The sequence below is a fragment of the Hymenobacter chitinivorans DSM 11115 genome, from assembly GCF_002797555.1.
Taxonomy (GTDB): domain Bacteria; phylum Bacteroidota; class Bacteroidia; order Cytophagales; family Hymenobacteraceae; genus Hymenobacter; species Hymenobacter chitinivorans.
The window spans coordinates 2,577,162-2,600,438 of record NZ_PGFA01000001.1 but is presented as its reverse complement, the minus strand read 5'-3'; the positions used below and the strand labels follow the sequence as shown (position 1 = coordinate 2,600,438).

Here is a 23,277-nt window from a genome sequence, read left to right as displayed (position 1 = left end):
CTTAGCGCAGCGTATCGTAATACTGGGCCATTTTCACTAGCGAGGCCTCCTGCTTGCCTTTGCTAAATTTTAACTTTTGGGCACTCACGTACTGGCGCAGTTCCTTCTTTTTGTCGGCCAGGGCAGCTAGCAGATCCCCTTTGCCGCTAACAGGGAAGGTCTTGCCGTCTTTTTCCAAGAAATACCGGTTCGACTCCAGGAATGCCAACTCAATGCCACCACTGGACAGAGTTTCCTGCGTCTTTTTTACACGCTTAGCCAGCAGTCGCAGCCGGCCTTCGTACAGCACGTCGTAAAAACCCGGCACCAACACCCCGGGTGCGGGAGTAGTAGCGGCAACGCGTACAAACCGGTGCTGGTTGACGGTAAAGTAGCCGACCTTCTCATTATGCAGCCTAAGCTGGTAGGGGCTTTGGGGAAACCGCAAAACCAGCTGGTCGTAGCGGATATCATACTGCAGGGGAATATTTTTGTACAAAGCCCCGTCGTAGAATATATCACCAGTTTGCTCTTCCGCCGCCTGAAAGAACTGATGCCCTTTCACGGAACGAAACGTTTTTTCGTAGTGAATGTATTCGGGCCCACTATACAGATTCGAATTGCTTTCCGCCGGTACCATTTGTAGGCTGGCCAGCCGGGTAGTCGCGGCCGCTACTAGGCTCGAATCACGCGGCTGGCCCTGCCCGGCGGCCGATTGAAGCCTGAGTCCGCTGGCGAGGGCCAAGCAGCAGAGGGAGTAGATAATCTTCATAAAAGCAACCAGGTGTGATAAGCGGACGGTAGGCGGAGTACGATAACAGCTTAAAAGGTACTGAATGTATAGGTTGCCTTGAATGTTTTGCAGGATAAGTTATATTTTTTGCAGCAATAAACGCAACGAGCCTCTAGCTGAGCTTACCGGAGCCTCCGGCCGCAAAAGCCCGCCTGTACACAGGACCAGGAACTCGGCCTGAACGTTGCATCAGGCAATGCCAGCTGAGTAGATTTCAGGAGCGCAGTACCAGAGTAGATTGGCGCATACCGAAAAGCAAAAAAGCCTTCTGGGGTGAACCAGAAGGCTTTTGAGTCTCAAAACGAGGGGTAGTAGTCCGTAGGGGAATCGAACCCCTGTTGGTAGAATGAAAATCTACTGTCCTAACCCCTAGACGAACGGACCAGATAACATCCCGACCCCGTTTTGATGCTGCAAAGGTAGCGAAGTGATTCGTTAGGATGCAAAAGAAAATGTAGAATTTTCCGAATTGCAATTGATTATTATCCGCTTTAGTACGGTAATTAATGGATTATCAGCTCTTTCAATAAAGAATAGCTTATCAGAAAAGTTGCTCGTATACCTGGGAAGGTCGTAAGCTGGCCGCAATTACCACTTCCTCGTGCGTAGCTCATGCGGGCATGTGCGAGGAAGCTGCCACTGGTCGTTGATTATAGTGGTCAGCGTTGCATCACCATATCGATGGTATAGTTGAATGATTTAGGGTCTATGTCATCCTGATGCCAGGAAAAACGGTTGCCTGAGAGTTCCTTCACGGTCATCGTAAAGGTATGTCCTCCGGCAGTGGTGCAGGTTAGCTTTTGGCCATCCACTTTGTACTTGTAGGTAAAGGGGTTGTCATTGGGCGTTTTGCCACGATCATACCGGGTCATTTCCGTTTTGGTCACCTTCATATCGAACTCGATGTGGCCGCTATGCGTGTAGCCACCCCCAGCTGGCTGGATAATGTTGGTGAAACTACGGAGCTATATTTCCAGTCGCCGGCCAGGTCCTTGGGCTTTACATCGTTGGAGTTGCAGGCCGACAGCAGAAGGGCCGCCGCCAGTGCGGGTAATAGTATACGCATACGATACTTTTAATTCTTAACGCTCTCAAAGCTAATAGAATAGCTTTCGGCAAAAAAGCGAGCTGCCGGCGATTCTTGCCCGGCGCTCTTTGGGAAATGATTGATGAAAAAGCAAAAAGCCCTGATGCAGGGCGCATCAGGGCTTTTTGAGTCTCAAAACGAGGGGTAGTAGTCCGTAGGGGAATCGAACCCCTGTTGGTAGAATGAAAATCTACTGTCCTAACCCCTAGACGAACGGACCAGATAACATCCCGACCCCGTTTTGATGCTGCAAAGATAGATAAGAGAACCTGCGCCGCAATACCTGTTTGAAAAAAAAGTGCCCCAGTGAGCTAAAACGGCTGATTTTCAGGATAAAAAAATATTACCGGATTGTTACCACTGACGCGGCCGTCCCGCGGTTTTGCGGACCCGACCGTTCACCGAACGCCACCCCGCAAAACCAGAAAAAGGCCGGGGCCGACTGGCTTTTACCTGGTTTGATATTGATTTGGCGAAGTTAGTAGGACCCGGTACCTTCGCTCCGCGTTTTCACTCGGCCTCTTGTGGGCCGTTAAACCTCATCTCCCTTTATTATGGCTAAAATTAAAGTCGCCATTAACGGCTTCGGCCGCATTGGCCGCCTGACGTTCAAGTCTCTTCTTGGCCGCGACAACGTGGAAGTTGTAGCAATCAACGACCTGACCGATAACAAGACGCTGGCTCACCTGCTGAAGTACGACTCGGTACACGGCCGCTTCAACGGCACCGTGTCGTACGACGAGGAAAGCCTGACGGTAAACGGGCAGCGCATTGCCGCCCTGGCCGAGCGCGACCCCAAGCTGTTGCCCTGGGGCAGCATGGGCGTTGACGTAGTGCTCGAATCGACCGGCCGCTTCGTGGACGAAGCTGGCGCTGGTCAGCACATCACCGCTGGCGCCAAGAAAGTTGTGATTTCGGCTCCCGCTACGGGCAACATTCCGACCGTAGTACTGGGCGTCAACGAAGATATCCTGACCGGCGACGAGACCATCATCTCCAACGCCAGCTGCACCACCAACTGCCTGGCCCCGATGGCTAAGGTCCTGGACGAGGTGTTCGGTATCGAGAAGGGTTACATCACCACGGTGCACGCCTACACTTCCGACCAGAACCTGCAGGATGCGCCTCACAAGGATCTGCGTCGTGCCCGCGCCGCGGCGTACAGCATCATCCCCACCAGCACCGGCGCCGCCAAGGCCGTGGGTCTGGTGCTGCCCACGCTGAAGGGTAAGCTCGACGGCTTGGCCATGCGCGTCCCCGTGCCGGATGGCTCGATGACCGACTTGACCGTAATTCTGAAGAAAGAAGCAACCAAGGAGCAGATCAACGAGGCGCTGAAGTCGGCCTCGGAAGGTGCCATGAAGGGCATCATCGAGTACGCCACCGACCCGCTGGTGAGCATTGACATCGTGGGCAACCCCCACAGCTGTATCTTCGACTCGGAGCTGACGGCCGCCAGCGGCACGCTGGCCAAGGTAATCGGCTGGTACGACAACGAAACCGGCTACAGCACCCGCACTGCCGACCTGATCCAGAAGCTGGGTGAGGCCATGAGCAAGTAAGCAGGAGCTTTTTTGCGGCCTACCAAAAAAGCCTGCCCGGTTGGGCGGGCTTTTTTGTTGGCGGCCCCGGCCCTTCAACCTTTCACTTCTTCCTGCGTTGTTGCCGTCTATGTCTGACCAGCTGCGAATTTGCTTTCTTATCAACCCCAACTCCGGTACCAACCGGCGGCAGGACGTGCCCGCCCTAATAGCCCGGCACTTGCAGGGCACGGGTGCGGCTTACGAGGTGCGCCTGACCCAGTACGCCGGGCACGCCGTGGAGCTGGCCCGGCAGGCAGCCACTGAGGGCTTCCGCATTGTGGTGGCCGTGGGCGGGGATGGAACGGTAAACGAAGTGGGCCGCGGACTGCTCGGTACCCGGGCGGCGCTGGGAATTTTGCCCCGGGGCTCGGGCAACGGCCTGGCCCGGCACCTGCGCGTGCCCCTGGATTTGGCGGCCGCCATCCGGCAGCTGGCCCAGCCCAGCTTTCAGCGCATCGACGTGGGCTACATCAATGAGCGGGCCTTTTTCTGCACGGCTGGACTGGGCTTTGATGCCCACGTGAGCAAGTGCTTTGCCGTGGCCGGCACCCGCGGCCTGGGAACTTACGTGCAGGTGGCCCTGCGCGAGTACCGCCGCTACCAGCCCACCCCGATTACGGTAACCATGAACGGGCAGACCACGGACACCGACTGTTACGTGCTGGCCTTCGCCAACGCGGCCCAATACGGCAACAACGCCTACATTGCGCCCCTGGCCGATATTGCCGACGGCCTGCTGGACCTCTGCCTGATTGATGCTCTGCCGCTGCGGCGGGCCGTGCGGGTAGGACTAGGCCTGGCCCTGGGCAACCTGCCCGCTTCGGGCGCGGCCGTGTACCACACCTGCCGCGACGTGCAGGTGCAAGCCGCCCGGGACCTGGGTTTCCACGTGGACGGCGACTACGTGGGCGACGCCCGCGCCTTCGACGTGAAGCTGCTACCCCTGGCATTGGAAGTAGCCGTGGGAGTGGTGAAGAAGTGAATGAAGTTGGGTCATTACGAGGCGGAGTCGAAGCCCGCTGCGCAGTACGGCCCAGCCTTTTACCACAAAATCCTTTCCTACAAGCCGTAGAAGAGGCTTGTTGATGAGCCTTCTACATCTCGGAGGGCGCATGGGTGCCGCTTGATGCGCAGAATTTCGGGCCTGCTGGCAATGACAGAACTACCTTAGCACCTCAGCACATTCAGCCACATTCGCACATTAACTATGAAAGCCGATAAAAACCGCCGGAGTCGGGAAGGCGTGGTGTACTCCACCAGCTCCGATTTTGAATACCAGCACAGCCAGGAGGAAGAAGCCGAAACCCTGCCACCCCAGCAGCAGAACCTGCGGGTGCAGCTCGATAAAAAGTCGCGCGGGGGTAAGATGGTGACGCTTGTGACCGGCTTCGTGGGCCGGAATGCCGATTTGCAGAGCCTGGGCAAGCTGCTCAAAACCAAGTGCGGAGTGGGCGGCAACGCCAAGGACGGCGAAATCCTGATTCAGGGCGACTTCCGCGACAAAGTGCTGGCCGTGCTGCTCGAGCAGAAATACAAAGCCAAGAAGGCCGGTGGGTAAGGTTCTGCCGGAACGCCGGGCCGGGGTGCTGGGTCTGTGGGTGGCGGCCCTGCTGCTGGGCAGCTGCGGCTCGAAGCAGCTACCGCTGACGCCTGCCGAGGACGAAGTGGAGCAGAAACTGAATGCCTACGTGCAACAGCTGGCGGGTTGCCGCCAAACGTGGTGGCAGCAGCACTTGCCCTGGCTGTTCAGGGCGCGCTGCTCAGCCAGCCTGAGCTGTTACACGGGTTTGTCGGAAGAAGATATGCAGGCCCAGCCCGCGCGGTCTGAGGCGTCTTTTTACGTTAGCGTGGCCGATAACAACCGGGCCTTCTGCGAGCAGGACAGCAGTCAGTTAAAGCAACAGGCCCGCTACTTTGCCCGTCAGATGCGTCCGGCCCTTCCGCCCGCCGGCCGCTACACCTGGATTAACGTGAAGTATTCTTCCTGTATTCCAATTGGTAAAGAAGGTAGTGGGTGCTCCCAGGAATGCTGGCGCACCATTCGGTTCAGCGTAGCCGATACATCCACCTGGGCTGCGGCGGTAGTGCACCAGTGGGGCGGGTAAAACGGCCTGCGCAAAATGGGCCCGATATGAGCAGGCCACTGGTTTAGGTCCGCAAATAGGCCAAGGCCCGCTCCACGTCCTCCGGCGTGTCGATGCCCAGGGTGGCCACGGTGGTTTCGGCCGTCAGGATCTGGTAGCCGCTTTCGAGCCAGCGCAGCTGCTCCAGGGACTCAGCCAGCTCCAGGGGCGAAGGCGGCAGGCGGGTAATTTCGGCCAGAATATCGGCCCGGTAGGCGTAGAGGCCGATGTGGCGCAGGTAGCGGTGTTGCCCCAGCCACTGCTCCGGCGGGTGCTGGCGCTGGTAGGGCAGGGGGTGGCGGCTAAAATACAGGGCCTGGCCCCGATTGCCGACTACCACCTTGGGCATATGCGGACTAAACAGCTCCTCGGCCGTTTCTACCGGCTTTACCAGCGTGGCCAGCTGGGTGCTGGGATCCTGCTCAAACAAGTCAATCAGGGCGTTGATCTGCCCGGGTTGAATAAATGGCTCGTCGCCCTGGATGTTAATGATGCAGTCGGCGGGCGTATCGAGCTGGCAGTAAGCGTCGAATACTCGGTCGGTGCCGCTGGGGTGGTCGGGGGAAGTCAGCACCGCCTCGCCGCCGAAGCCGTGCACGTGGCGCAGGATACGCTCGTCGTCGGTGGCTACCACTACCCGGCTCAGGCGGGCCTGCCGGGCCTGCTCCACCACCCGCTGAATCATGGATTTGCCGCCCAGGTCAACCAGTGGCTTGCCGGGCAGGCGGGTGGAAGCGTAGCGGGCGGGAATAATACCGAGGGCATTGACCATAACAGCAGGCGGGAGGAAAGACGGGAAAAGAAGCCCGAAAGTAAGCGGAATCTGGGCTCGGGCCCAATATGGCGCTAAATTGGCTTAGGCTGCCCTTGGGCCGCTGCCGCCAGCCCCGAACGCCACCGGACGGCGGGTTTTCCGCGTCTTATCCAGTCTGCTCAAGGATTATTTATTTATCTTTCGGCTGCGTTTATTCTGCTGGCAGCGTGCCACCCGTCTCGATTTTCGCCCGTTGCCTGTTTTTCGCGCCCTGTCCGTATGACTCGTTTTTCCTTGCTGCTTGCCACGCTCGTTTTCAGTGGTTTTTCCGCCTCGGCGGCTGTTGGTCCCCTTGTGTTGCCCGATTCCATCGGCGTTGAGTACCGCAACAACAAAGTATTAATCAAGCACCGCGTGGCCCCCGGCGAAACGCTCTACGGCCTGAGCCGCCGCTACAAAGTGCCCGTCGATCAGATTGTGGAGGAAAATCCCAAGCTCGAAGCATTGGTCACGGGTCAGATTGTGCTTGTGCCCCGCAGCCGGGTGGTGATGAACCCGGCCGGTGCGCCCAAAAAACCAGCCCCCGTGGCCAGCGTCCCCGCCGCTGCGGCCGGCCTGACCACCGACGGCCGCGGCAACAAGGTCTACAAAGTGGAAAAAGGCCAGACCCTGTTTTCCATTGCCCGCCGCTTTAACACCACGCCCGACGCCATTGCCCGCCTCAATAAGCTGCCCGACAACGCTGGCGTGCGCATCGGCCAGACGCTGATTATTGTGCCCGCCGGCGGCGCGGCCGAGCCGGCACCGGTAGCCGCGGCGCCTGCCCCAAAGCCTGCGCCGGCCGCGCCCACCAACCGTCCCGAGCGGGCCGAGGATACCGACCGGGACAAGGATAAGGACAAAGAGAAGGATAAGGACAAAGAGAAGGAAACGGCGGCCCCGGTTCCGGCACCCAAGGAAGAGGAGCGGGTACCCGAGCGGGCCAGCGAGATTGTGCGCAAAGTCACGGAGGGTGGCCTGGCGGCTGTTATTGAAGGCGGCGGCACTGATAAATATTTGGCCTTGCACAAAACGGCCCCGGTGGGCACCATCATGCAGGTGCGCAATATCATGAACGGGCAGTCGGTGTACGTGCGCGTGATTGGGCAGCTGCCCGACACGGGTGAAAACAGCAACATCCTGGTGCGCCTCTCCAAGCGGGCCGTGCAGAAACTGGCCACGCCCGATTCGCGCTTCCGCGTGGAAACTTCCTACGTGCCGTAGGCGCTTTTTTACTTTCTGGAAATGAAGGGGAAAGGCTGTCGGCAGGATGGCCTTTTCTTTTTTATAGTCGCTTCACCGCCGTGCAACAAGACCAACTCCACAACATCCGGGCCGTGCTGGAAGAGCGTCATCAGCGCTACAACCAGCCCGACTTCATTGCTAATGACCCGATTAGCATACCCCACCGCTTCAGCCAGCGCCAGGACGTGGAAATCAGCGGGCTGTTTGCGGCCCTGCTGGCCTGGGGGCGGCGGCCCACCATCATCAGCAAGGTAACCGAGCTGCTGCGCCGCATGGACGACGCACCCTACCAGTTCATCACCCAGCACCACGATGAGGACCTGAAAAAGCTGCTGGGCTTTTGCCACCGCACTTTCTGCGACACCGACCTGCTGTACTTCGTGCACTGGCTGCGCTGGTTTTACCAGCGCCACGCTACGCTGGAAGACGCGTTTTTGCATGGCAATACGCAGCGGGAGCGGCTCGAGAACTTCCACGACCTGTTTTTTAGCCTCGAAGATGCTCCCCAGCGCACCCGCAAGCACGTGGCTACCCCGGCCCGGGGCTCGGCCTGCAAGCGGGTGAATATGTACCTGCGCTGGCTGGTGCGCCAGGATGCGCGGGGGGTGGACTTCGGCCTCTGGACCCGCCTGCCCATGGCCGAGCTGGTGTGCCCCATCGACGTGCACGTGGAACGCAAGGCCCGGCAGCTGGGCCTGCTTCAGCGTCCGGTCGTGGATTGGCGCGCCGCCGAGGAGCTGACGGCCAACCTGCGCCTGCTCGACCCCCACGACCCGGTCAAGTACGACTTTGCCCTGTTCGGGCTGGGCGTGGAGGAGAAGCGCTAAGGCCCTGAAAAGCAAAGGCCCCATCGTCCGGCGCTGCTGAGCTGCGGACGATGGGGCCGGAAACGCAAGCCGGGTAGCTTTGCTTATTGCTTATTGCTTAATCGTGTAGACGTTGATTACCCCGTGGTTCTGCTTGGTGTAGTCGATGAGCACCGGTGCTGAGCGGCGGGTGGCCTGGCCAACGTAGTAGCGGATGTGTTCCTTCTCGGGTACTTTCAGCAGGTTGTCGTACAGCGTCAGGTAGAGCGGTGAGCTTTCGATGAAATAGTAGATGGGTAGGGTTTCGCCCACTTTGGGCGTGGTGCTGCCGTAGGCGTTGTACGAGAAGTTCTTCGGGTTCGAGGCCAGCCGGTACTGCAGCCAAATATGCTCGGATAACTTGTCGTGCTCCTTATCGGTGATGAAAACCGACCGTTCGAATTTGAGGTTGGGGTCGAAGTACATCGTCACGTACCCGTCGGCAATCTTCACCTCCGCCGCAACCTTGCGGGTCAGGTTGTCGGGAATGATGGTTACCTCGTCGGTTTCCGCGAGCTGCTTGGCCAAGCCCTTGTGCTTCTCCGACAAGGCGTTGGCGTACACTACCTGCTTGTGGGAAAGCAGGCGGCCGGTCAGGTCGTACCGCTCAAAGTAGAATCCTTCGGTGGTAGGGTTGGGGGCCTGTTTATTTTTGGAGATTTTCTGGTACGCCCCACTGAAGACGATGCTTTCGTTGGCCTCATCAATGTAAAAGGCAGGCTCGTGCAGCTTCTTGCCCACCGTCCGGTAAGCGCCCAGCTGCAGCTCGGGCTGGATGGATGCCACTTGCTGCCCCTTATTGTCGAAGCCCAGCAGCTCAAACCGTTGCTCGACAAAATGCTCGGCCGTGGAGCCCTTGTCCGATTTGTAGCGCCGGGCCAAATACGTGACGCCCTTGTAGCGGGTAACCAAGTGCCAGTCTTCCTTGAAGTTGGGAGCCCACTTGGCATTAGCCGGTTTGGCCAGCGGCAGCCGGATATGCTGCGTTTCTTTGCCCGTTAGGCTAAAGGAGTTCAGGTAAAACTCGTCGGTGTCCTTGCGGTAGTTAACCTCCCGGCTGATCTGGTAGAAGGTGTTGTTTTCGACGTAGCTTAAGTAGCTGGAAACCGTAGTGGAAGGCGAAATAGGAGCGTAGGTCAGGATCTGTTCCTGCTTGGCCCCCGTGGAATCTAAGCGCTGTAGCAGTATGTCATGGGCGTTGATATTGTCTTTTTTAACGTTGCGGGTTAAGTTTTTGTCAACCACCTCGGCCGCATAAATGGTATTGCCGTCGGCAAATACTTCCAGCGGGTCGAGCGTGGGGTATAGGCTTTCAATCGGGGTACCGTTGGGCTGAGTAGCGGCCCCGGCGCCCGGAACCTTGCGAAATACGTTCTGCACCTTGGTAAGTGACTTCTCCCAGCGCAGCTTGCCGTCCGCATTCAGCAGCAGCACCCGCACGTTGCTTTCCTCGGGCTTGGATACGAAAAGCGCAACGTTGCCATTCTGCAACTGTAGGGCCGCCCCCAGCAGTTCCTTCTTGTTGAGCTTGACGGCAGTTGCCAATTGGGTTTGCCCGGCCGCCGGCAGGGAAAAAACGCAGGTCACCAGGGCGGCCGTGAGCAAGCCGTACCAGACAGTAGAGGACTTTGGGAAGTTGGAAAACATGGGCGAGTGAGAGTGAAGCAAGTAGTATTGGAATGGGCCTGCCAAAAGCGGCCGGTACAGTTGAGTTTGCAGGGTGAATGGATAGATAGTCCTCCAGTACTATTTTTTCTTGGTCACAACCAAATAATCCAAAAAAGGAAAAGATGCTTCGCCGTAGTAGGCTGCTTTTCCCAAATCAGAGGCTGGGCCAGTCCAAAAATAAGCGTAGCTCCGCAGAATCGGAAGCAATAAAACGCGAGGCCAAAATTTTCTTCCTTCCCAACCGATTTTGGTTACCGTCCCCGAATATTTTTCTCTGCCCAAGGTGTTTGCCTTGGCATCCAGTCTCCGTTCCGCCGTGCCCACTACCCCTGTTCGCGTTTGATTCTTCCCCACAACTCCGAGCAGAAAAATCGGCTTTGCACAGTTGCGCGAGATGCTGGCAAGCTTGTAGCCCGCGCTGCGCCTGCTGGCAGCTCAGCACAATGTCGCTAACGACGAAAGCTAACTGCGCCACTGACCGGCTGTACCTCGCACACTGGCTGCACTATGTGTCACTAAGCTTTTGCTGCTTAGTGACACATGAGCGTATTTACCTGACAGTGTAAATGTTAATTACTCCGTCATTTTGATTGGTATAGTCAAGCAGAAGTGAAGTTCCGTTACTGGTTGGTCGGCCAACATAATATCGAATATGGTTGTTCTCGTGCTCTTTTGAGAGATTGGCAGCCAGGGTTGAATAAAGCGGTGAGCTGCCTTTAAAATAATAGATTGGCAGCGTTTCACCCATCATAGGGTCTTTTTGCGTGAGACCATAATAGGAGAGGCCTTGAAAGTATGGTACTCGCTGATTGTAGGAAAGATTCTTAAAAGTTGGTGCTAGTTTATATTGATTCCAAGTATACTTAGGTAATTTCTTATGGTCCTTGGTAGTAATAAAGGTTGATTTTTCAAATTTCAGATTCTGATCGAAGTACATGGTAATATAGCCTTCTGAGGTTTTTACTTCGGCTGCTATATTTTTGGTGATGTTGTCTGGAATAATCGTCACATTATCGCTTCCCAGAAGCTGCTTGGCAAATGTCTTATACTTATCAGACAGAGCTTCCTCATAAGTCACCTGTTTATGTGAAATCAGAGTGCCACGCAAGTCATATTTCTCCAGATAGAAGCCTTCGGTAGTTGGATTGGTAAGTAGTTTGTTTTTAGTTGTTTTTTGATAAACCCCGCAGAATACGATATTGTCATTTGCCTGATCTATATAAAATGCAGGCTCTTGGGCATTTTTGTCAACAATACGGTAAGGGCCCAAGTCTAGCTCTGGCTGAATGCGAGCAGCAACTTGTCCCTGGTTATCGATGCCCAGTAGTTCGAATCGCTGTTCTACAAAACGCTCAGCAGTAGCGCCCTGGGTTGATTTATAACGACGATAGAAATAGCTAATTCCTTTATAGCGGGCCAAGGTGTGCCAATCCTCAATAAACTCAGGGGTCCACTTGCTGTTGTTAAGTGGTCGGGCCAAGGGAAGACGGACATGCAGGATGTTTTTGCCGCTCGAATTGAAAGAGTTGAGGAAGAAGTCATCGGTGTCCTTTCTCGTATTCCTCTCCCGACTTATTTGATAGAAAGCATTGTTCTCGAAATAGCTTAAATAAGAAGATACGGCCGTTGCTTGCGGAATATCGGCGTAGGTCAGAACCTGGCGCTGGATTTTGCCAGTGGAATCTAAGCGTTGAAGAAGAATATTGTGCAGGTCAACTTTGTCCTTTTTGTCGTTCTGATATAAATCTTTGTCGACAACCTCTGCCGCGTAAAGCGTATTGCCGCTGGCAAATACTTCCAATGGATCAAGCGTAGGATAATAGTCTTCGACGGGCGTGCCATTTAGTAAATTCCCTAATCCTGCCGAGTTGTTGTCTTTAAAAAAGATATTCTGCATTTTGGTGATGGACTTCTCCCACCGTAGCTTGCCATCGGCATTCAGTACTAACACTCGCACAGTGTTTTCCTTGGGTTTGGAGATATATAATGCAACGTCGCCATTCTCCAGTTGCAGCGCTGCCCCAAGCAACTCTCTTTTGTTTAGCTTAATAGTGTTTACCAGCCTTTTTTGCCCGGTCACCGGCAACGATATGGCAAACGACAACAAGCTTACGGACAGCAGGCCGATCCAGGTGCTGCGGAAATTAGGGTTGAACATGATCAGAAGTAAAGTAGAAAAAGTTGCAAAAGGGAGTCCTGCCGGAGGGGCGGGTTAGAAGAAAAGAGAGGAAGAAATAGTACTTGGCGCTGAGGCCACCGAGCAGCTTGGGTCTCAGAACGACATTCCCAGTATCACGTGCAGCTGCTGCTGAATGGAGAGCGACTCAACCAAACCCTCACTGGAGTAGTCGGAGTAGAGGCGGTTTGGTACCAAATCGGAAGAGAGCCGAAGGTAGATGTCGCTTTTGCCATAGCTGTGCACGCCTTCCACCATCACGCTTGGGGAGCTGAAGGGAATGGCATAACGGGCATAGCGGTAGCCCGCGCCCAAACCAATTCCCCACGATTTATCAGAGTCGCGGGTGGCCTTGCAGCCGTAGCGCCAGGTGGCATACTCCGGAAAATCAAGCATCGTAGACCGGTTAAACCCCTCGATTTCCTGGGGCGCACCCACCAGCCCGCCACTGATGTTGAGGGACAGTCCCAGGGACTGGTCTTCGCTGATTTTCCAGAGTGGGGCATCGAAGGCCAATCCCAGCGAAATCAGCAGCGCCCGGGCCCGAACATCCCGCAGCACGTACTCGCCCTGGTCTTGGGTTACCGTCGGCTGCTCCAGCAATTCGACGTAGTGCGCCTTCACGGGCAAGGTGCCCAGGCCGAAGTTCATGGAGAAATGACTGACCTGGGCGTGCGCCACGGAAATAGTCAAAGTAGCCGCTACCGTAATAGCTAGCCGGGTAAACGTTTTACGCATAAGGGATTACCGGTAATCAAAGCGGGAAACAATACCTTCTTCTCCTACCGCGTAGAGCGTAGCCGCATCCCCAAAATCAGCGGAGCGGTACGCGTGCTGAATCGTGGTGCCGTCCTGATCCAAGAGGCTTACCCAGGGCGTTTGCTCCGGTTCGGAGGCGTAGGCAGGGTAGTTGCGCAGTACGGTTTTCCGGCCCACGGCTACGACTTCCCCTTGGTACTGTGCAAAGTCGTACACGGGCACATTCAGCAGATCCTGGGCCGAGACCTGCCGATACTCTTTCGTGGAGGGTTGGTACGTCATCGACCAGAACGAATTATTGCGGTTGATGTCGTCGGTACCGGTTATCAGGTAATCCGTGCCATTAGGATAGGCAAACAGGTCAAAAACCTGGCGGGGCTTTTCTAGCACGGTTGATTCCCAGGTGGTACCCCCATTGAGCGTTTTAAAACTCTGGATTTCTCCTAAAACAAAGCCTGCCTGCGGACTGGCAAAAGCCACCGCCTGCAGCGTGGTCGTAACCGGGGGCCATACCAGGAAAACGTAATCTTTCCACGTCCGGCCCCCATCGGTCGTTTTGCTGAGCAGCCCCGCGTTGCCCACCAGGAAGCCCGTGGTGGCATCCAGCATCTGCAGGTCGGTAAGGGCGTTATAAGACGCTTGCTTGACTAAGACCCAGCTCCGGCCGCTGGTCGTGGTACGATATAAGCCGGTGGTAGTAAGAGCCAAACCAGTGGTAGCGGAGGCAAAGTGCAGCTGCTTGATGTCGCCCAATGAGGGGGTACTCAGGTTCTGCCAGCTAGTGCCACCCGTTTCGGTACCCAGCAGGGCCCCTTTTTCGCCACCTACATACCCCGTAAGCGCAGTTACGAAATCAACGCTTAACCAAGTGGTTTTGGGTAAAGTGGCCGGTACGGCCAGATCCACGTGGCGAATAGTAGCGTGCTTCTCCAGCACTATCTTATCTTGCTCGCAACCAAAAAATGCAAAAACACTACAACACAGTAAGGTTCTATTCATAGATTTACCTAAAGGAATTTCAAATGTAGCCCAGTAGAAGCGGAATTGGAAAAAAGGGCGGGCCACCAGTGAAATTTACTGTCGAGCAAGGGAGCTGCCTGGGCCTGGCTCGGTTTAATGTGCCCCGCCAGCTTGCTTTTCCTGGTCTGCGGCACTGGGTTGGCCTACCGAGGCGCCGGGCCAAATGTCGGGCGCAAACGAGCGGCCGCAGGGTGAAAACCTAACCCTCACACTTTATTAACCCGCTTGAATCTTTCCCCTCGCCGCAGATGTTTACTTTTACATTCTTGTTTGATTACGACCTAACTACCCCTTTTCGCGTTTGATTCTTCCCCATAACTTCGAGCAGAAAATCGGCTTTGCGCAGTTGCGCGAGATGCTGGAAAGCTTGTGCCTGAGTGCCCTGGGCCGCCAATTTGTGGCCAAGATGCAGTTCCAGACCAAGCACGACCAGCTGGAAAAGCTGCTGCTGCAAACCGACGAGTTCCGCGTCCTGCTCCAGTCGGGCGCCGACTTCCCCAGCCAGCACTACCACGACGTGCACCCCCACCTGGTGCGGGCCAGCCTGCCCGGCGCCTACCTCGACGTACCCGCGTTTTTCGCCGTGAAAATGTCGTTGCGCACCATCCGCCAGGCCCTGAGTTTCTTCACCCAGGCCGAGGAAACGCTCTACCCCACGCTGCGCCTGCTGGGCATCGGCGTGCAGGTCGACCGTAACCTGCTGGCGGCTATGGACAAGGTCATTGACGACGAAGGCCAGGTGCGCGACAATGCCTCCCCGCTGCTTTCCCAGCTGCGCCAGGAGCTGATAAACCGCCAGGGCATGCTGCGCAAGCAGATTGCCGGCATCCTGCGCCACGCCAAAACCGAGGGCTGGATTCCCGGCGACGCCGAGCCTACCATCCGCGGCGGCCGCCTGGTGCTGCCCGTCATTGCCGAGCACAAGCGCCGCGTCAAGGGCCTGATTCACGACGAGTCGGCCTCGGGCCAGACCGTGTTTATCGAGCCCGAAGCCGTGTTCGAGCTCAACAACGACATCAAGGACCTCGAAAATGCCTACCAGCGCGAGCTGATCCGCATTCTGACGGCCCTGACCAGCCAGCTGCGCCCCCACATTCCGGACCTGCGCAAGGCCTACCAGTACCTGGGCTTGCTCGACTTCATCCGGGCCAAAGCCCTGCTGGCTGGTCGTCTGGAAGCCACTATGCCCACGCTGCATCCCCGCCCGCTGCTGCTCTGGAAAAAGGTGCGTCACCCGCTGCTGTACCTGACCTTTAAGGAGCACTTCAAGGACAACCCGCGCGAGGTGGTGCCCCTGGATATGGACCTCAACCCCGACCAGCGCATCCTGCTGATTTCAGGGCCCAACGCCGGCGGTAAGTCGGTGGCTATGAAGACCGTGGGCCTGGTGCAGTACATGCTGCAGTGCGGCCTGCTGATTCCGGCCGGCGACGGTTCGGAGGCCGGGGTATTCGACGATATTTTCCTCGACATCGGCGACGAGCAGAGCCTGGAAAACGACCTGAGTACGTATTCGTCGCACCTGCTGAGCATGAAGCAGTTTGTGACCCTGGCCGGCAAGCGCAGTCTGGTGCTCATCGACGAATTTGGCACCGGCACCGAGCCCGCCCTGGGCGGCGCCATTGCCGAGGCCGTGCTGGATCAGCTCAACCGGGCCCGCAGCTTCGGCGTCATCACCACCCACTATACCAACCTGAAAAACTTTGCCGAGCGCAACGCCGGCATCGTCAACGGGGCCATGCGCTACGACCCCGAGCAGCTGCAGCCGCTCTACCGCCTCGAAATCGGTAAGCCGGGTTCGAGTTTCGCCATCGAAATTGCCCGCAAAATCGGCTTGCCCAAGCAGATTGTGGAACGGGCCACCCAACTCGTGGGCAAGGACAAAATCCGCTACGACCGGCTGCTGGAAGGCCTGGAGAAGGAAAAAGCCGACCTGGAACAGCGCACCGCCGAAGCCGCCAAGGCTGAGAAGCGCATGAAAAAGGCCGCCCAGGAATACCAGGACCTCAAAAAGCACCTCGACGAAACCACCCTCGAAGTGCTGCGCAACGCCAAGGCCCAGGCCAAGCTCCTGCTCAAGGACACCAACCAGCAGATTGAGGCTACCATTGCCGAAATCCGCTCGAACCAGGCCGACAAGGAGAAAACCAAGGACGCCCGGCAGAAGCTCGACACCTTTGTGCGCGAAAAGCTCCAGATTGAGCCCCCCAAGCCCAAGGCCACCCGGGAAACGGCCGACCCCAAAACCCTCAAGCCCGGCGACAAAGTGGCCCTCATCGGCCAGGATGGCTACGGGGAGCTGATCAGCATCAAAGGCAAAACGGCCGAGGTGCTCTTCGGCGGCATGAAAACCATCGTGAAGGCCAGTCAGCTGGAAAAAGTGGGCCGGGCCGAAATCCGGGAGCGGGAGAAAAAGGCCGAAAGAGCCAGCTTCAGCTCCTCGGCCAGCCTGGGCATGGACCTGACCGGCCGCATGGCCAACTTCAGCCCCGTGCTCGACCTGCGCGGGGAGCGGGCCGAAGACGCCCTGCACAAGGTCATGGCCTTCGTCGATGATGCCGTGATGCTGGGCATTCCGGAAATCAAGTTCCTGCACGGCCGCGGCAACGGTGTGCTGCGCCAGGTCGTGCGCGACTACCTGCACCGCGTCCGGGCCGCCGCCAGCGTGGCCGATGAGCACGCCGACCGGGGTGGGGACGGGGCCACCGTAGCCGTACTGAAGTAAACAGCGCACCTTGCGAACTAGCGGTTAAGCCCCAGCGGGGCGGCATATCGGTAGCTGGGTGCGCTGCCAGTTAATTTCCAAAGCCCCAGCGGGGCGACACCCAGACCTGGGTGTCGCCCCGCTGGGGCTTTGTCGTTCTTCGGTGTCCGTTTTGCTACCGATATGCCGCCCCGCTGGGGCTACCATCCATCTTTAGTCCTGGTTAAAAACAAAGAAAGGGCGCTGTCAGCGCCCTTTCTCTCTGATAACAATGCCAGCGGCCAGCCGGCTACGCCCCGGTGGCCGGCTGCTCCATCTCCGGCGCGTTGGCTTGCAGCGCAGCGGCAGCTCGAAACTGCTCTAGTATGGATGTGGGCCTCCGCGCGGTGGTTATTTCCCTAGCCCGCCGGCATAGCTGCTCAGAAGGCGGGGCTTGGTACGCCCCTAAACTACTTGGCTGATCTTAACAAAAAGCCCCACCAGCAGCTGCCGGCGGGGCTTTTTGTTCTTCCGAAGGGCGGCCTTCGTGCGGCTTTTGCCTTACGCGGTCCGCGTGGCGCGGTGGGCTTCCAGCTGGGTCACGAAGGCCGTGACCATCTCCAGCTCGGCTTCGGTGCGGGCCTCGGCCAGCTCGGCCAGGGCCTGGGCGGCACCCGAGGCCCCGCGCAGCGCCAGTTCCTTTTGCTGGGCCACGAGGCGGGCCTGCTCGGCCTCCAATTCCAGGCGGCGGCGCGAGGTGCCGGCGGGCAGGTCGGCCAGTTGGTCGCTCACCCCATCGAGGCGGCTCTGCACGCCGATAAGGGTATTTTTGGCGTTGCCGGCCCGGGTCTCGGCCTTGTCGCCGCGGTAGTCGAGGTTAATGTCGCGGTTGGTTAGGTCCTTGAGCAGGGCGCGGGCCGGGACCAGGGCTTCGTCGCAGGCTGCCTTGGTGTCGAGGCCGGTAAAATCGAACGTGGGAACAGTCATAACAGATAGAAGGGGGAAAGTGAATAACCGGTGCCGCCACCCGGCCGCACCCGGCCCGCCGCCAACGGGGGGCCGCCTCCCTAACGCACCCGGGCGGCGGCATTGTATAGCTGTTGCAAAATATTTAGTAACGGCTATACAATGCCGCCCGCGCTACTGCTGGGCGGCTGTGTGGTCGGCCATTACGCCGTGCACCATAGTGCTCCACCGGCTGCTCAGCCACCCAGCACGGCCAGCTCGGCGCGCAGACCGGCGCAGCTGGCTTGCAGCAGGCGGCGGTCGGCCTGGGTTAGCGGGCCGGTCCAGTGGTCGGCCTCCAGGGCAAAGCGCGGGTCGGCGGCCAGGGTAGCGGGGGCCTCGGGGCTGGCCAGCAGCGCCAGCCGGGCCTGACCGGCGGCCACCCGGGCCTCAATGGCAGCCAAAGCCGCCTCGGCGCGGCGCAGGGCCTGGGTGGCCTCGTGGCGGCGGGCGGCCAGGGCCGGGAGGTGGGGCGCGGGCAGCGGGGCGCCGGCCGGGGCGGGCGGTGGGGCGGCATGGCCGGGGTCGATGGTCAGGGCCCGGCGGGTAGGGGCGGGCAGGGCCGCCAGCAGGGCCGTGAGGGCCGCCTCGGCGGCGGCCGGCAGCGGGCGGGTGCCGGCCTCAGCCTGGGCCAGGCGGGAGCGGGTGGTGCCGAGCAGGGCGGCGGCACTGGCCTGGGTGAGGGCCAGGTAGCGGCGCAGGGCAGGCAAGGGGCCGGGACGAGGTAGGCGCATAGGGGAGGGGCGCAAGTTGGAGAGGCGCAAATATACTTGCGCCCGCTGAAATTGCGCCCCTTGCCACCTATTATGCCTAGCCACTAAGGCTAAAGGAGCCGTTTTCGAAAAACAGCCCCCAAAGCTGCCTGGAAAGCATCGAAGCAGCTTAGTAGCAGGAAAACTTCCGCCGCTGGCAAAAGCGTAGCGGGGTCGACGCTGATGCAGACGGCCAACAAGCCGAAGAAAAGCGGTGAACAATCGTTGTCGTGTAATCAAAAAAGCCTCTGTCATAGCGACCTTGTCCTTACCCAAATTTTCCGAAGGGGTAGCAGTTCAGGAAACTCATCGCGGATCTGAGTTTCTTGAACTTTGCAAAGTGAACCAGTTTTTTGAACTCAATCTGGGCCGTAGGGCTATTTTCCATGCCAGCAGATGTGCATGGGCAGCCGTTCAGGAAAAGGAGGGTTTAAGTCTTCGATTCGCGTCGTAACATTGTCGTTTGGTTTTAATGCTCTCTTTGCCATTACCCACCTCAAGCCCTCCTTCGCATGGATTACACAGTCTCCCCAGAAAGAGCTGCTCTGTTGACAGAAAAATTCTTTGAATTTAGCTTCGACAACCGCAAGCCCGACCGGTCTTTCTTCGACACTATTACTAATCCGGTGGAACTGCACCTGATTGCTGGGAACTACAACTGGGACGACGGGGCCGAGGTCTTAACGTGGATTGTGGATAGCCCCCACTGCGACAAGGCCACCGCCGTCATGCTGTTTTGGCACGCGCAGCCGAGTTATTACACGCAGTTTTCCAGCCAGAAAGAAGCGCAGTGGGAAAAGAATGTGTTCCGGCTGCTGCGTCGCATTATGAAAAACGTGGCGTCCGATTTCTACCACACCGCCTTAATTGCCTACGACCCACGGACGGACCCCAAAGCCGAGCGGATGGACGCCATTGAGCCGAAGGCTAAGTGGAGCATTCCGGACGTGCTTAAGCAGCCGCTGACGGGGCCGCTGGTAGTCGAGTTGGAGTAAGAACCTCGTCACCGGTCTAGCAACTTTTCAGCGAGGTATGTTCAATAAAACGGTCATTAAAGCGAAAGGAGTATAATAATGTACTTTGGCCCCTAACTGCTTGAGCTGCTCAAAAAAACTGAAACTGACATGACTACCCAAGTGTGCGAGTTCGTTGCCTACGGTGAATCCTTAGAACTCTTAAGTTGTTCCAGTTTGGCTTTCGCCTGCTCTGAAGTGTACTGTTTCCGGTCTAGACGTTGCAGTGCATTATACTTTCCGAAGTGTATTCGGCCTACCCCATCGGGTACTTCTATTAGGTTTAATTCAGTGCATGCCTGACACTGGGCAACGATAAAGCAAGCGCTGGGAATGGCCTCCCGCTTTTCGAGAAGGAACGTTTCAAGTACCGCCTTGCATTTCGTGCACCCTTGCGTAAGGGCGGGAGCCGCCTTTTCCGGCTCCGAACGCATAAATGTCTTCATCAGCGCATAGACAACACTCCCGTAATGCCACTTATTTAATTCGTCCTTCATATCCACTTCCACGAGTTGCGCCAACTCATAGAAGGTATCAACGACGAATTCTTTTTCTTCGGTATCATAGTCCCCGCTATCAAAAGTATTGAGCCCCGTCAACAGTGTCTGCTTGAGTTGACGCTTGGTGGTTCCCTGTTGAACCTGGGTGATTAGCTCACCAGTGCAGTCATTAAACAAGCTGTTCATGTGGGCCGACAACTCACTGTTGGACGGATTCAAACCCCGTGCTTCCCATGCAGCATCAGAAAATTTATTTTTAGCCTGAAAGGCCTGCAGGGTAAGTAGAACTTGAGGTTTCATAACAATTCGCTGGTCGGCTGGCTGGGAACACGAAATAAGAATAAGGCTGGCTAGCATCCCGAACGCCCAAGAAAGCAGACGCACATCTTTTATCAATTTTTGGGGTAACATCAATGAGGGATTTTAGACGGTGCTCACCGGCAAAGAACCATGATTTGAGGGTAAGAGCAGTAGGGAAGGACCTACCAAAGGTAAGCCAGATGGAAATAACTAGAGTTCCCTCAAACGGTGGTTATGCCGAACTTGCTGAAGCATAATTGCCAGCAAGTACAAAGTACTTCCTCCGACTTATTTACAATAATCCGTCACTTGCCCATTTTTCATTCTCAACCCGTGTTCAGCTTATCAGCCAGCTTCACTTGCTGCTTCTGGTAGCTGGCGCCGTGCATCAGAGCAGCTACAACGTTCGCGCCTTGACTAAGCACATCCTAGCTCCTCTGTGCTTGATGCGCGGAATAGTTGGCATGACGTTCTTTCCCGCTTCCTAAAACAGCTTCAACACAAAACCGGCGGCCTCCCAGGTGGGGGCCGCCGGTTTGGCGTTCATACTATCCGGTGGGTAGGATTACTCCACCACCACGCGGCTGGTCTGGGTCGACTCGGGCGTTACAATCTGCACCATGTAAAGGCCGGCTTTCAGGCTCGAGGCGTCTACTTTTACTTCCTCACCCGCGCCAATCGTCTGGGTCTGGGTCAGGGCTACGCGGCCGGTTACGTCGCGCAGGGTGATGGTGGCGGTGCGGGCTTTGCTGGCTTCCACGCGCAGCTGGAACCGGCCGTGGGTGGGGTTGGGGTAGGCCTGCACGCTCGACTGCTGCACGGTGGCCGTCTTGTTGGCCAGAATCAGGTTGCAGAGCACGATGCCGGTGTTGTAGTCGGCGATGCGCTGGCTGAACTCCTGGTAGTACTGGTTCACGATGCGGGCGTCGTGCACGATGAGCGTGTTTTCGTCATTCTCGGTGTTGGCCGCGGCGCTCCAGTTGTGCGAGCCCACGAACACCTGCGGGTCGGAGAGCGAGGCGCCGGCGTCCACGATGACGTATTTGTGGTGCATGATGCCGGGCTTCAGGCTGCCGTTTACCACCATGCGGTTGCCGATGGCCGACTTCATGGTGCGGTAGATGCCGCCCGAGGCCGAGCTGCTGGTCGTGTCGTCGAGCAGCACTTCGGTGCAGCTGGCAATGTTCTTCAGCGAAACCTGGTCGCGCACGGCCCGCCCGATTTCGGTCTGGGTGATGAGCATGGTGGCAATGTGCAGGTCGTTGTCGGCCGTCTGGATGGTTTCAATCAGGCGGTTGTTGACGTTGTCGGTCGGCGAGAACCACGACTCCACCAGCTTGCCGCCGATGTTGAGGTAGTGGGGGGTGTTGTCGGTTTTGCGCGAGCCGAACAGGGCCGTAGCCGTGGTGCCGCCGCCCCACATTTCGTTCATCTCCATCGTGTAGACGCGGGCCAGGGCCTGGTCCTGAATGGCAATGGCATTGTTACGGTCGGTGCTGAGCTGAGCCGGCGTCCAGTTCGTGGAGCCCGTCCACACCCACGGCACGTTGGGGTTGGTGCTTTCGGCGTCGATAATCACGAACTTATTATGCATGATGTTCTGGGTCGTGCTGCGGCCCACGCGCGGAATGCTGGCCGACAGGCCCTGAATGCTGACGTTGGTGTTGTCGTTTTCGAAGAGTACCCGCACGGCCACGCCCCGGGCCTGGGCCGCATTCACGGCGTTCAGAATCGTGGCGCTGTTCCAGTTGTAGATGGCAATGTCCAGGGTCTGGGTAGCCTTGTTGATGTAGCGGGCAATGGTATCGGCAATGGCCCCGTTGGGCAGGTACACGGCGTTGTTGCCGGGCAGGGCCCGGGCCGTGTTTACCGGGTTGGTGAAGTAGGCCCGCATCTTACCCGACGACTGGGAAGCCGTAATCATCGGCGTCACGCGCGACTCGGAGCGGCCCACCGAGTTGGTCGACACGGCCTGCACGTAGTACACTTTGGCGGGCAGCAAACCCGTGACGGCCAGCGTGTGCTGGGTCGACTGGGTGCCGGTGGCGCTGCCCAGGCTGGTAAACGGCCCCGCGGGCGATTCACTGTACGAGAGTTGGGTGGAGCCGGCGTTGGCCGTCGTAAACTTCACCGTGAAGCCCGAGGTGGTAATGCTCGTGGGCATGGGGGCCGAGAGAATGTTGGGCGTACCGCCTTGAATCACGTCGGCATACACGCGGGGCAGCAGCTGATAGCCGCCGGTGCTGGTCGACGAAAACTGGCTCATGATACCAACCAGGTCGAACGGGCCGGTGGGCGTGGGCTTGCCCACGAGGCCCGTCGGACCAGTGGAGGCCGTGTTGGGACGAATTACGAGCAGGCTGGAGCCGTTGAGCAGGTAGTTGGTGTTGCCGGCGAAGGTGCTGACGGCCGAGCCCGTGGCCGAGGTAATGCTGGTGCTGCCGTTAATGCGCACCAAACGGCTCTCAAATGACTCGGCGTACACTGAGCTGCCAGCGCTAACCGGTACTTCCGTAATGGTCAGGGGCCGGTTGGAAGCCAGCACCGTCACCGACGTTACGGGGTCCATTTCCAGCAGACCGTTGTAATTTTTGAGCGTGCCCTGAATTTCAACACTGTCGCCCGGCACCAGGTTGCTGAAGGCCGTGGTGGTCGAATACGCGGCCAGGCCAGCCTGCTTGTCCTGCACGTAGCGGATGACGCCCAACTCGGCCCCATTGGATACGGTGCCGCGCACGGTGACGGTGCTGCCGGCGCCTTTGGCCCGGGCCGAGGCAATGGATTCGACCGTCTGCGCCAGTGCGGGCTGCAGGCCGGCCCCCAGCGTGAGCAGGGCCAGGAGAGTAGATTTTTTCATGAAATAGGGTTAGGGCAACAAGTGGGAATGAAAAAGCAGGGACAATCAGCCTCCTGATTACCAAGCGGTAAAGAGAAGGCGCTCATCATGAAAGTA

Annotated in this window: 19 protein-coding genes and 2 tRNA genes; 8 read left to right on the top strand and 13 right to left on the bottom strand. The window is 57.7% G+C overall.

Annotation, left to right across the window (positions count from 1 at the left end; all coding sequences use genetic code 11):
- Position 1: 1 nt before the first annotated feature.
- The 4 genes from CLV45_RS24920 to CLV45_RS10980 form a co-directional block, all read right to left on the bottom strand.
- The gene (locus tag CLV45_RS24920; RefSeq protein ID WP_157807413.1) at positions 2–478 is read right to left on the bottom strand and encodes a hypothetical protein; all 477 of its coding nucleotides are present in this window, start codon (positions 476–478) and stop codon (positions 2–4) included.
- A 606-nt stretch (positions 479–1,084) separates the two neighbouring features.
- Positions 1,085–1,156 (bottom strand) — tRNA-Glu (locus CLV45_RS10990).
- A gap of 275 nt (positions 1,157–1,431) precedes the next feature.
- On the bottom strand, positions 1,432–1,677 hold the full coding sequence (locus tag CLV45_RS10985) for a lipocalin-like domain-containing protein (RefSeq protein ID WP_262496878.1): 246 nt from the start codon (positions 1,675–1,677) through the stop codon (positions 1,432–1,434).
- A 330-nt stretch (positions 1,678–2,007) separates the two neighbouring features.
- A tRNA-Glu gene (locus CLV45_RS10980) sits at positions 2,008–2,079 on the bottom strand.
- A 334-nt stretch (positions 2,080–2,413) separates the two neighbouring features.
- On the opposite strand from CLV45_RS10980, the gene gap reads away from it, so the two are divergent.
- From gap to CLV45_RS10960, 4 genes are all read left to right on the top strand, one after another.
- Entirely contained in the window at positions 2,414–3,421 is a 1,008-nt protein-coding gene (gene gap, locus CLV45_RS10975) for a type I glyceraldehyde-3-phosphate dehydrogenase (RefSeq protein WP_100336397.1), read from the top strand.
- Positions 3,422–3,530: 109 nt separating this feature from the next.
- Positions 3,531–4,424 carry a diacylglycerol/lipid kinase family protein gene (locus tag CLV45_RS10970; protein ID WP_100336396.1) on the top strand — a complete coding sequence of 298 codons (894 nt, stop codon included), beginning with the start codon at positions 3,531–3,533 and terminating at the stop codon, positions 4,422–4,424.
- Positions 4,425–4,649: 225 nt separating this feature from the next.
- Complete coding sequence (locus tag CLV45_RS10965) at positions 4,650–5,000, top strand: translation initiation factor (RefSeq protein WP_100336395.1); 351 nt, start codon at positions 4,650–4,652, stop codon at positions 4,998–5,000.
- Positions 4,993–5,547: a hypothetical protein gene (locus tag CLV45_RS10960; RefSeq protein ID WP_100336394.1), complete on the top strand. Its 555-nt coding sequence runs from the start codon at positions 4,993–4,995 to the stop codon at positions 5,545–5,547. The genes CLV45_RS10965 and CLV45_RS10960 overlap by 8 nt, the downstream gene beginning before the upstream one ends.
- A 43-nt stretch (positions 5,548–5,590) precedes the next feature.
- On the opposite strand, the gene kdsB is transcribed toward CLV45_RS10960, so the two are convergent.
- A complete protein-coding gene (kdsB, locus tag CLV45_RS10955; RefSeq protein ID WP_100336393.1) occupies positions 5,591–6,337 on the bottom strand; it encodes a 3-deoxy-manno-octulosonate cytidylyltransferase in 747 nt (248 codons plus the stop codon).
- 261 nt (positions 6,338–6,598) lie between these two features.
- Here kdsB and CLV45_RS10950 point away from each other — a divergent pair, with 261 nt between their 5' ends.
- Positions 6,599–7,582: a LysM peptidoglycan-binding domain-containing protein gene (locus CLV45_RS10950; RefSeq protein WP_100336392.1), complete on the top strand. Its 984-nt coding sequence runs from the start codon at positions 6,599–6,601 to the stop codon at positions 7,580–7,582.
- 80 nt (positions 7,583–7,662) lie between these two features.
- Positions 7,663–8,430 carry a TIGR02757 family protein gene (locus tag CLV45_RS10945; RefSeq protein ID WP_100336391.1) on the top strand — a complete coding sequence of 256 codons (768 nt, stop codon included), beginning with the start codon at positions 7,663–7,665 and terminating at the stop codon, positions 8,428–8,430.
- A gap of 90 nt (positions 8,431–8,520) precedes the next feature.
- Here CLV45_RS10945 and CLV45_RS10940 read toward each other — a convergent pair whose 3' ends face one another.
- From CLV45_RS10940 to CLV45_RS10925, 4 genes are all read right to left on the bottom strand, one after another.
- Positions 8,521–10,116: a hypothetical protein gene (locus tag CLV45_RS10940; RefSeq protein WP_157807412.1), complete on the bottom strand. Its 1,596-nt coding sequence runs from the start codon at positions 10,114–10,116 to the stop codon at positions 8,521–8,523.
- Positions 10,117–10,666: 550 nt separating this feature from the next.
- Positions 10,667–12,274 carry a hypothetical protein gene (locus CLV45_RS10935; RefSeq protein ID WP_100336389.1) on the bottom strand — a complete coding sequence of 536 codons (1,608 nt, stop codon included), beginning with the start codon at positions 12,272–12,274 and terminating at the stop codon, positions 10,667–10,669.
- Positions 12,275–12,388: 114 nt separating this feature from the next.
- Positions 12,389–13,030, bottom strand: a complete 642-nt coding sequence (locus tag CLV45_RS10930) for a hypothetical protein (RefSeq protein ID WP_100336388.1) — start codon at positions 13,028–13,030, stop codon at positions 12,389–12,391.
- A 6-nt stretch (positions 13,031–13,036) separates the two neighbouring features.
- Positions 13,037–13,987 carry a WD40/YVTN/BNR-like repeat-containing protein gene (locus CLV45_RS10925; protein WP_157807411.1) on the bottom strand — a complete coding sequence of 317 codons (951 nt, stop codon included), beginning with the start codon at positions 13,985–13,987 and terminating at the stop codon, positions 13,037–13,039.
- A gap of 385 nt (positions 13,988–14,372) precedes the next feature.
- Here CLV45_RS10925 and CLV45_RS10920 point away from each other — a divergent pair, with 385 nt between their 5' ends.
- Entirely contained in the window at positions 14,373–16,796 is a 2,424-nt protein-coding gene (locus tag CLV45_RS10920; RefSeq protein ID WP_100336386.1) for an endonuclease MutS2, read from the top strand.
- Between the two features lie 519 nt (positions 16,797–17,315).
- On the opposite strand, the gene CLV45_RS10915 is transcribed toward CLV45_RS10920, so the two are convergent.
- The gene (locus CLV45_RS10915) at positions 17,316–17,741 is read right to left on the bottom strand and encodes a hypothetical protein (RefSeq protein WP_100336385.1); all 426 of its coding nucleotides are present in this window, start codon (positions 17,739–17,741) and stop codon (positions 17,316–17,318) included.
- A gap of 215 nt (positions 17,742–17,956) precedes the next feature.
- A complete protein-coding gene (locus CLV45_RS10910) occupies positions 17,957–18,493 on the bottom strand; it encodes a hypothetical protein (protein ID WP_157807410.1) in 537 nt (178 codons plus the stop codon).
- A gap of 530 nt (positions 18,494–19,023) precedes the next feature.
- Here CLV45_RS10910 and CLV45_RS10905 point away from each other — a divergent pair.
- Positions 19,024–19,506, top strand: coding sequence for a DUF4274 domain-containing protein (locus tag CLV45_RS10905; RefSeq protein WP_100336383.1), 483 nt, complete (start codon positions 19,024–19,026; stop codon positions 19,504–19,506).
- Positions 19,507–19,664: 158 nt separating this feature from the next.
- Here the strand turns inward: CLV45_RS10905 and CLV45_RS10900 are convergent, their stop codons facing one another.
- Both CLV45_RS10900 and CLV45_RS10895 read right to left on the bottom strand, forming a co-directional pair.
- Positions 19,665–20,435 (bottom strand): DUF4844 domain-containing protein, encoded by a 771-nt coding sequence (locus CLV45_RS10900; protein WP_100336382.1) that lies wholly within the window; start codon positions 20,433–20,435, stop codon positions 19,665–19,667.
- Positions 20,436–20,889: 454 nt separating this feature from the next.
- Positions 20,890–23,181, bottom strand: coding sequence for a phospholipase D-like domain-containing protein (locus CLV45_RS10895; RefSeq protein WP_100336381.1), 2,292 nt, complete (start codon positions 23,179–23,181; stop codon positions 20,890–20,892).
- Between the last annotated feature and the right edge of the window lie 96 nt (positions 23,182–23,277).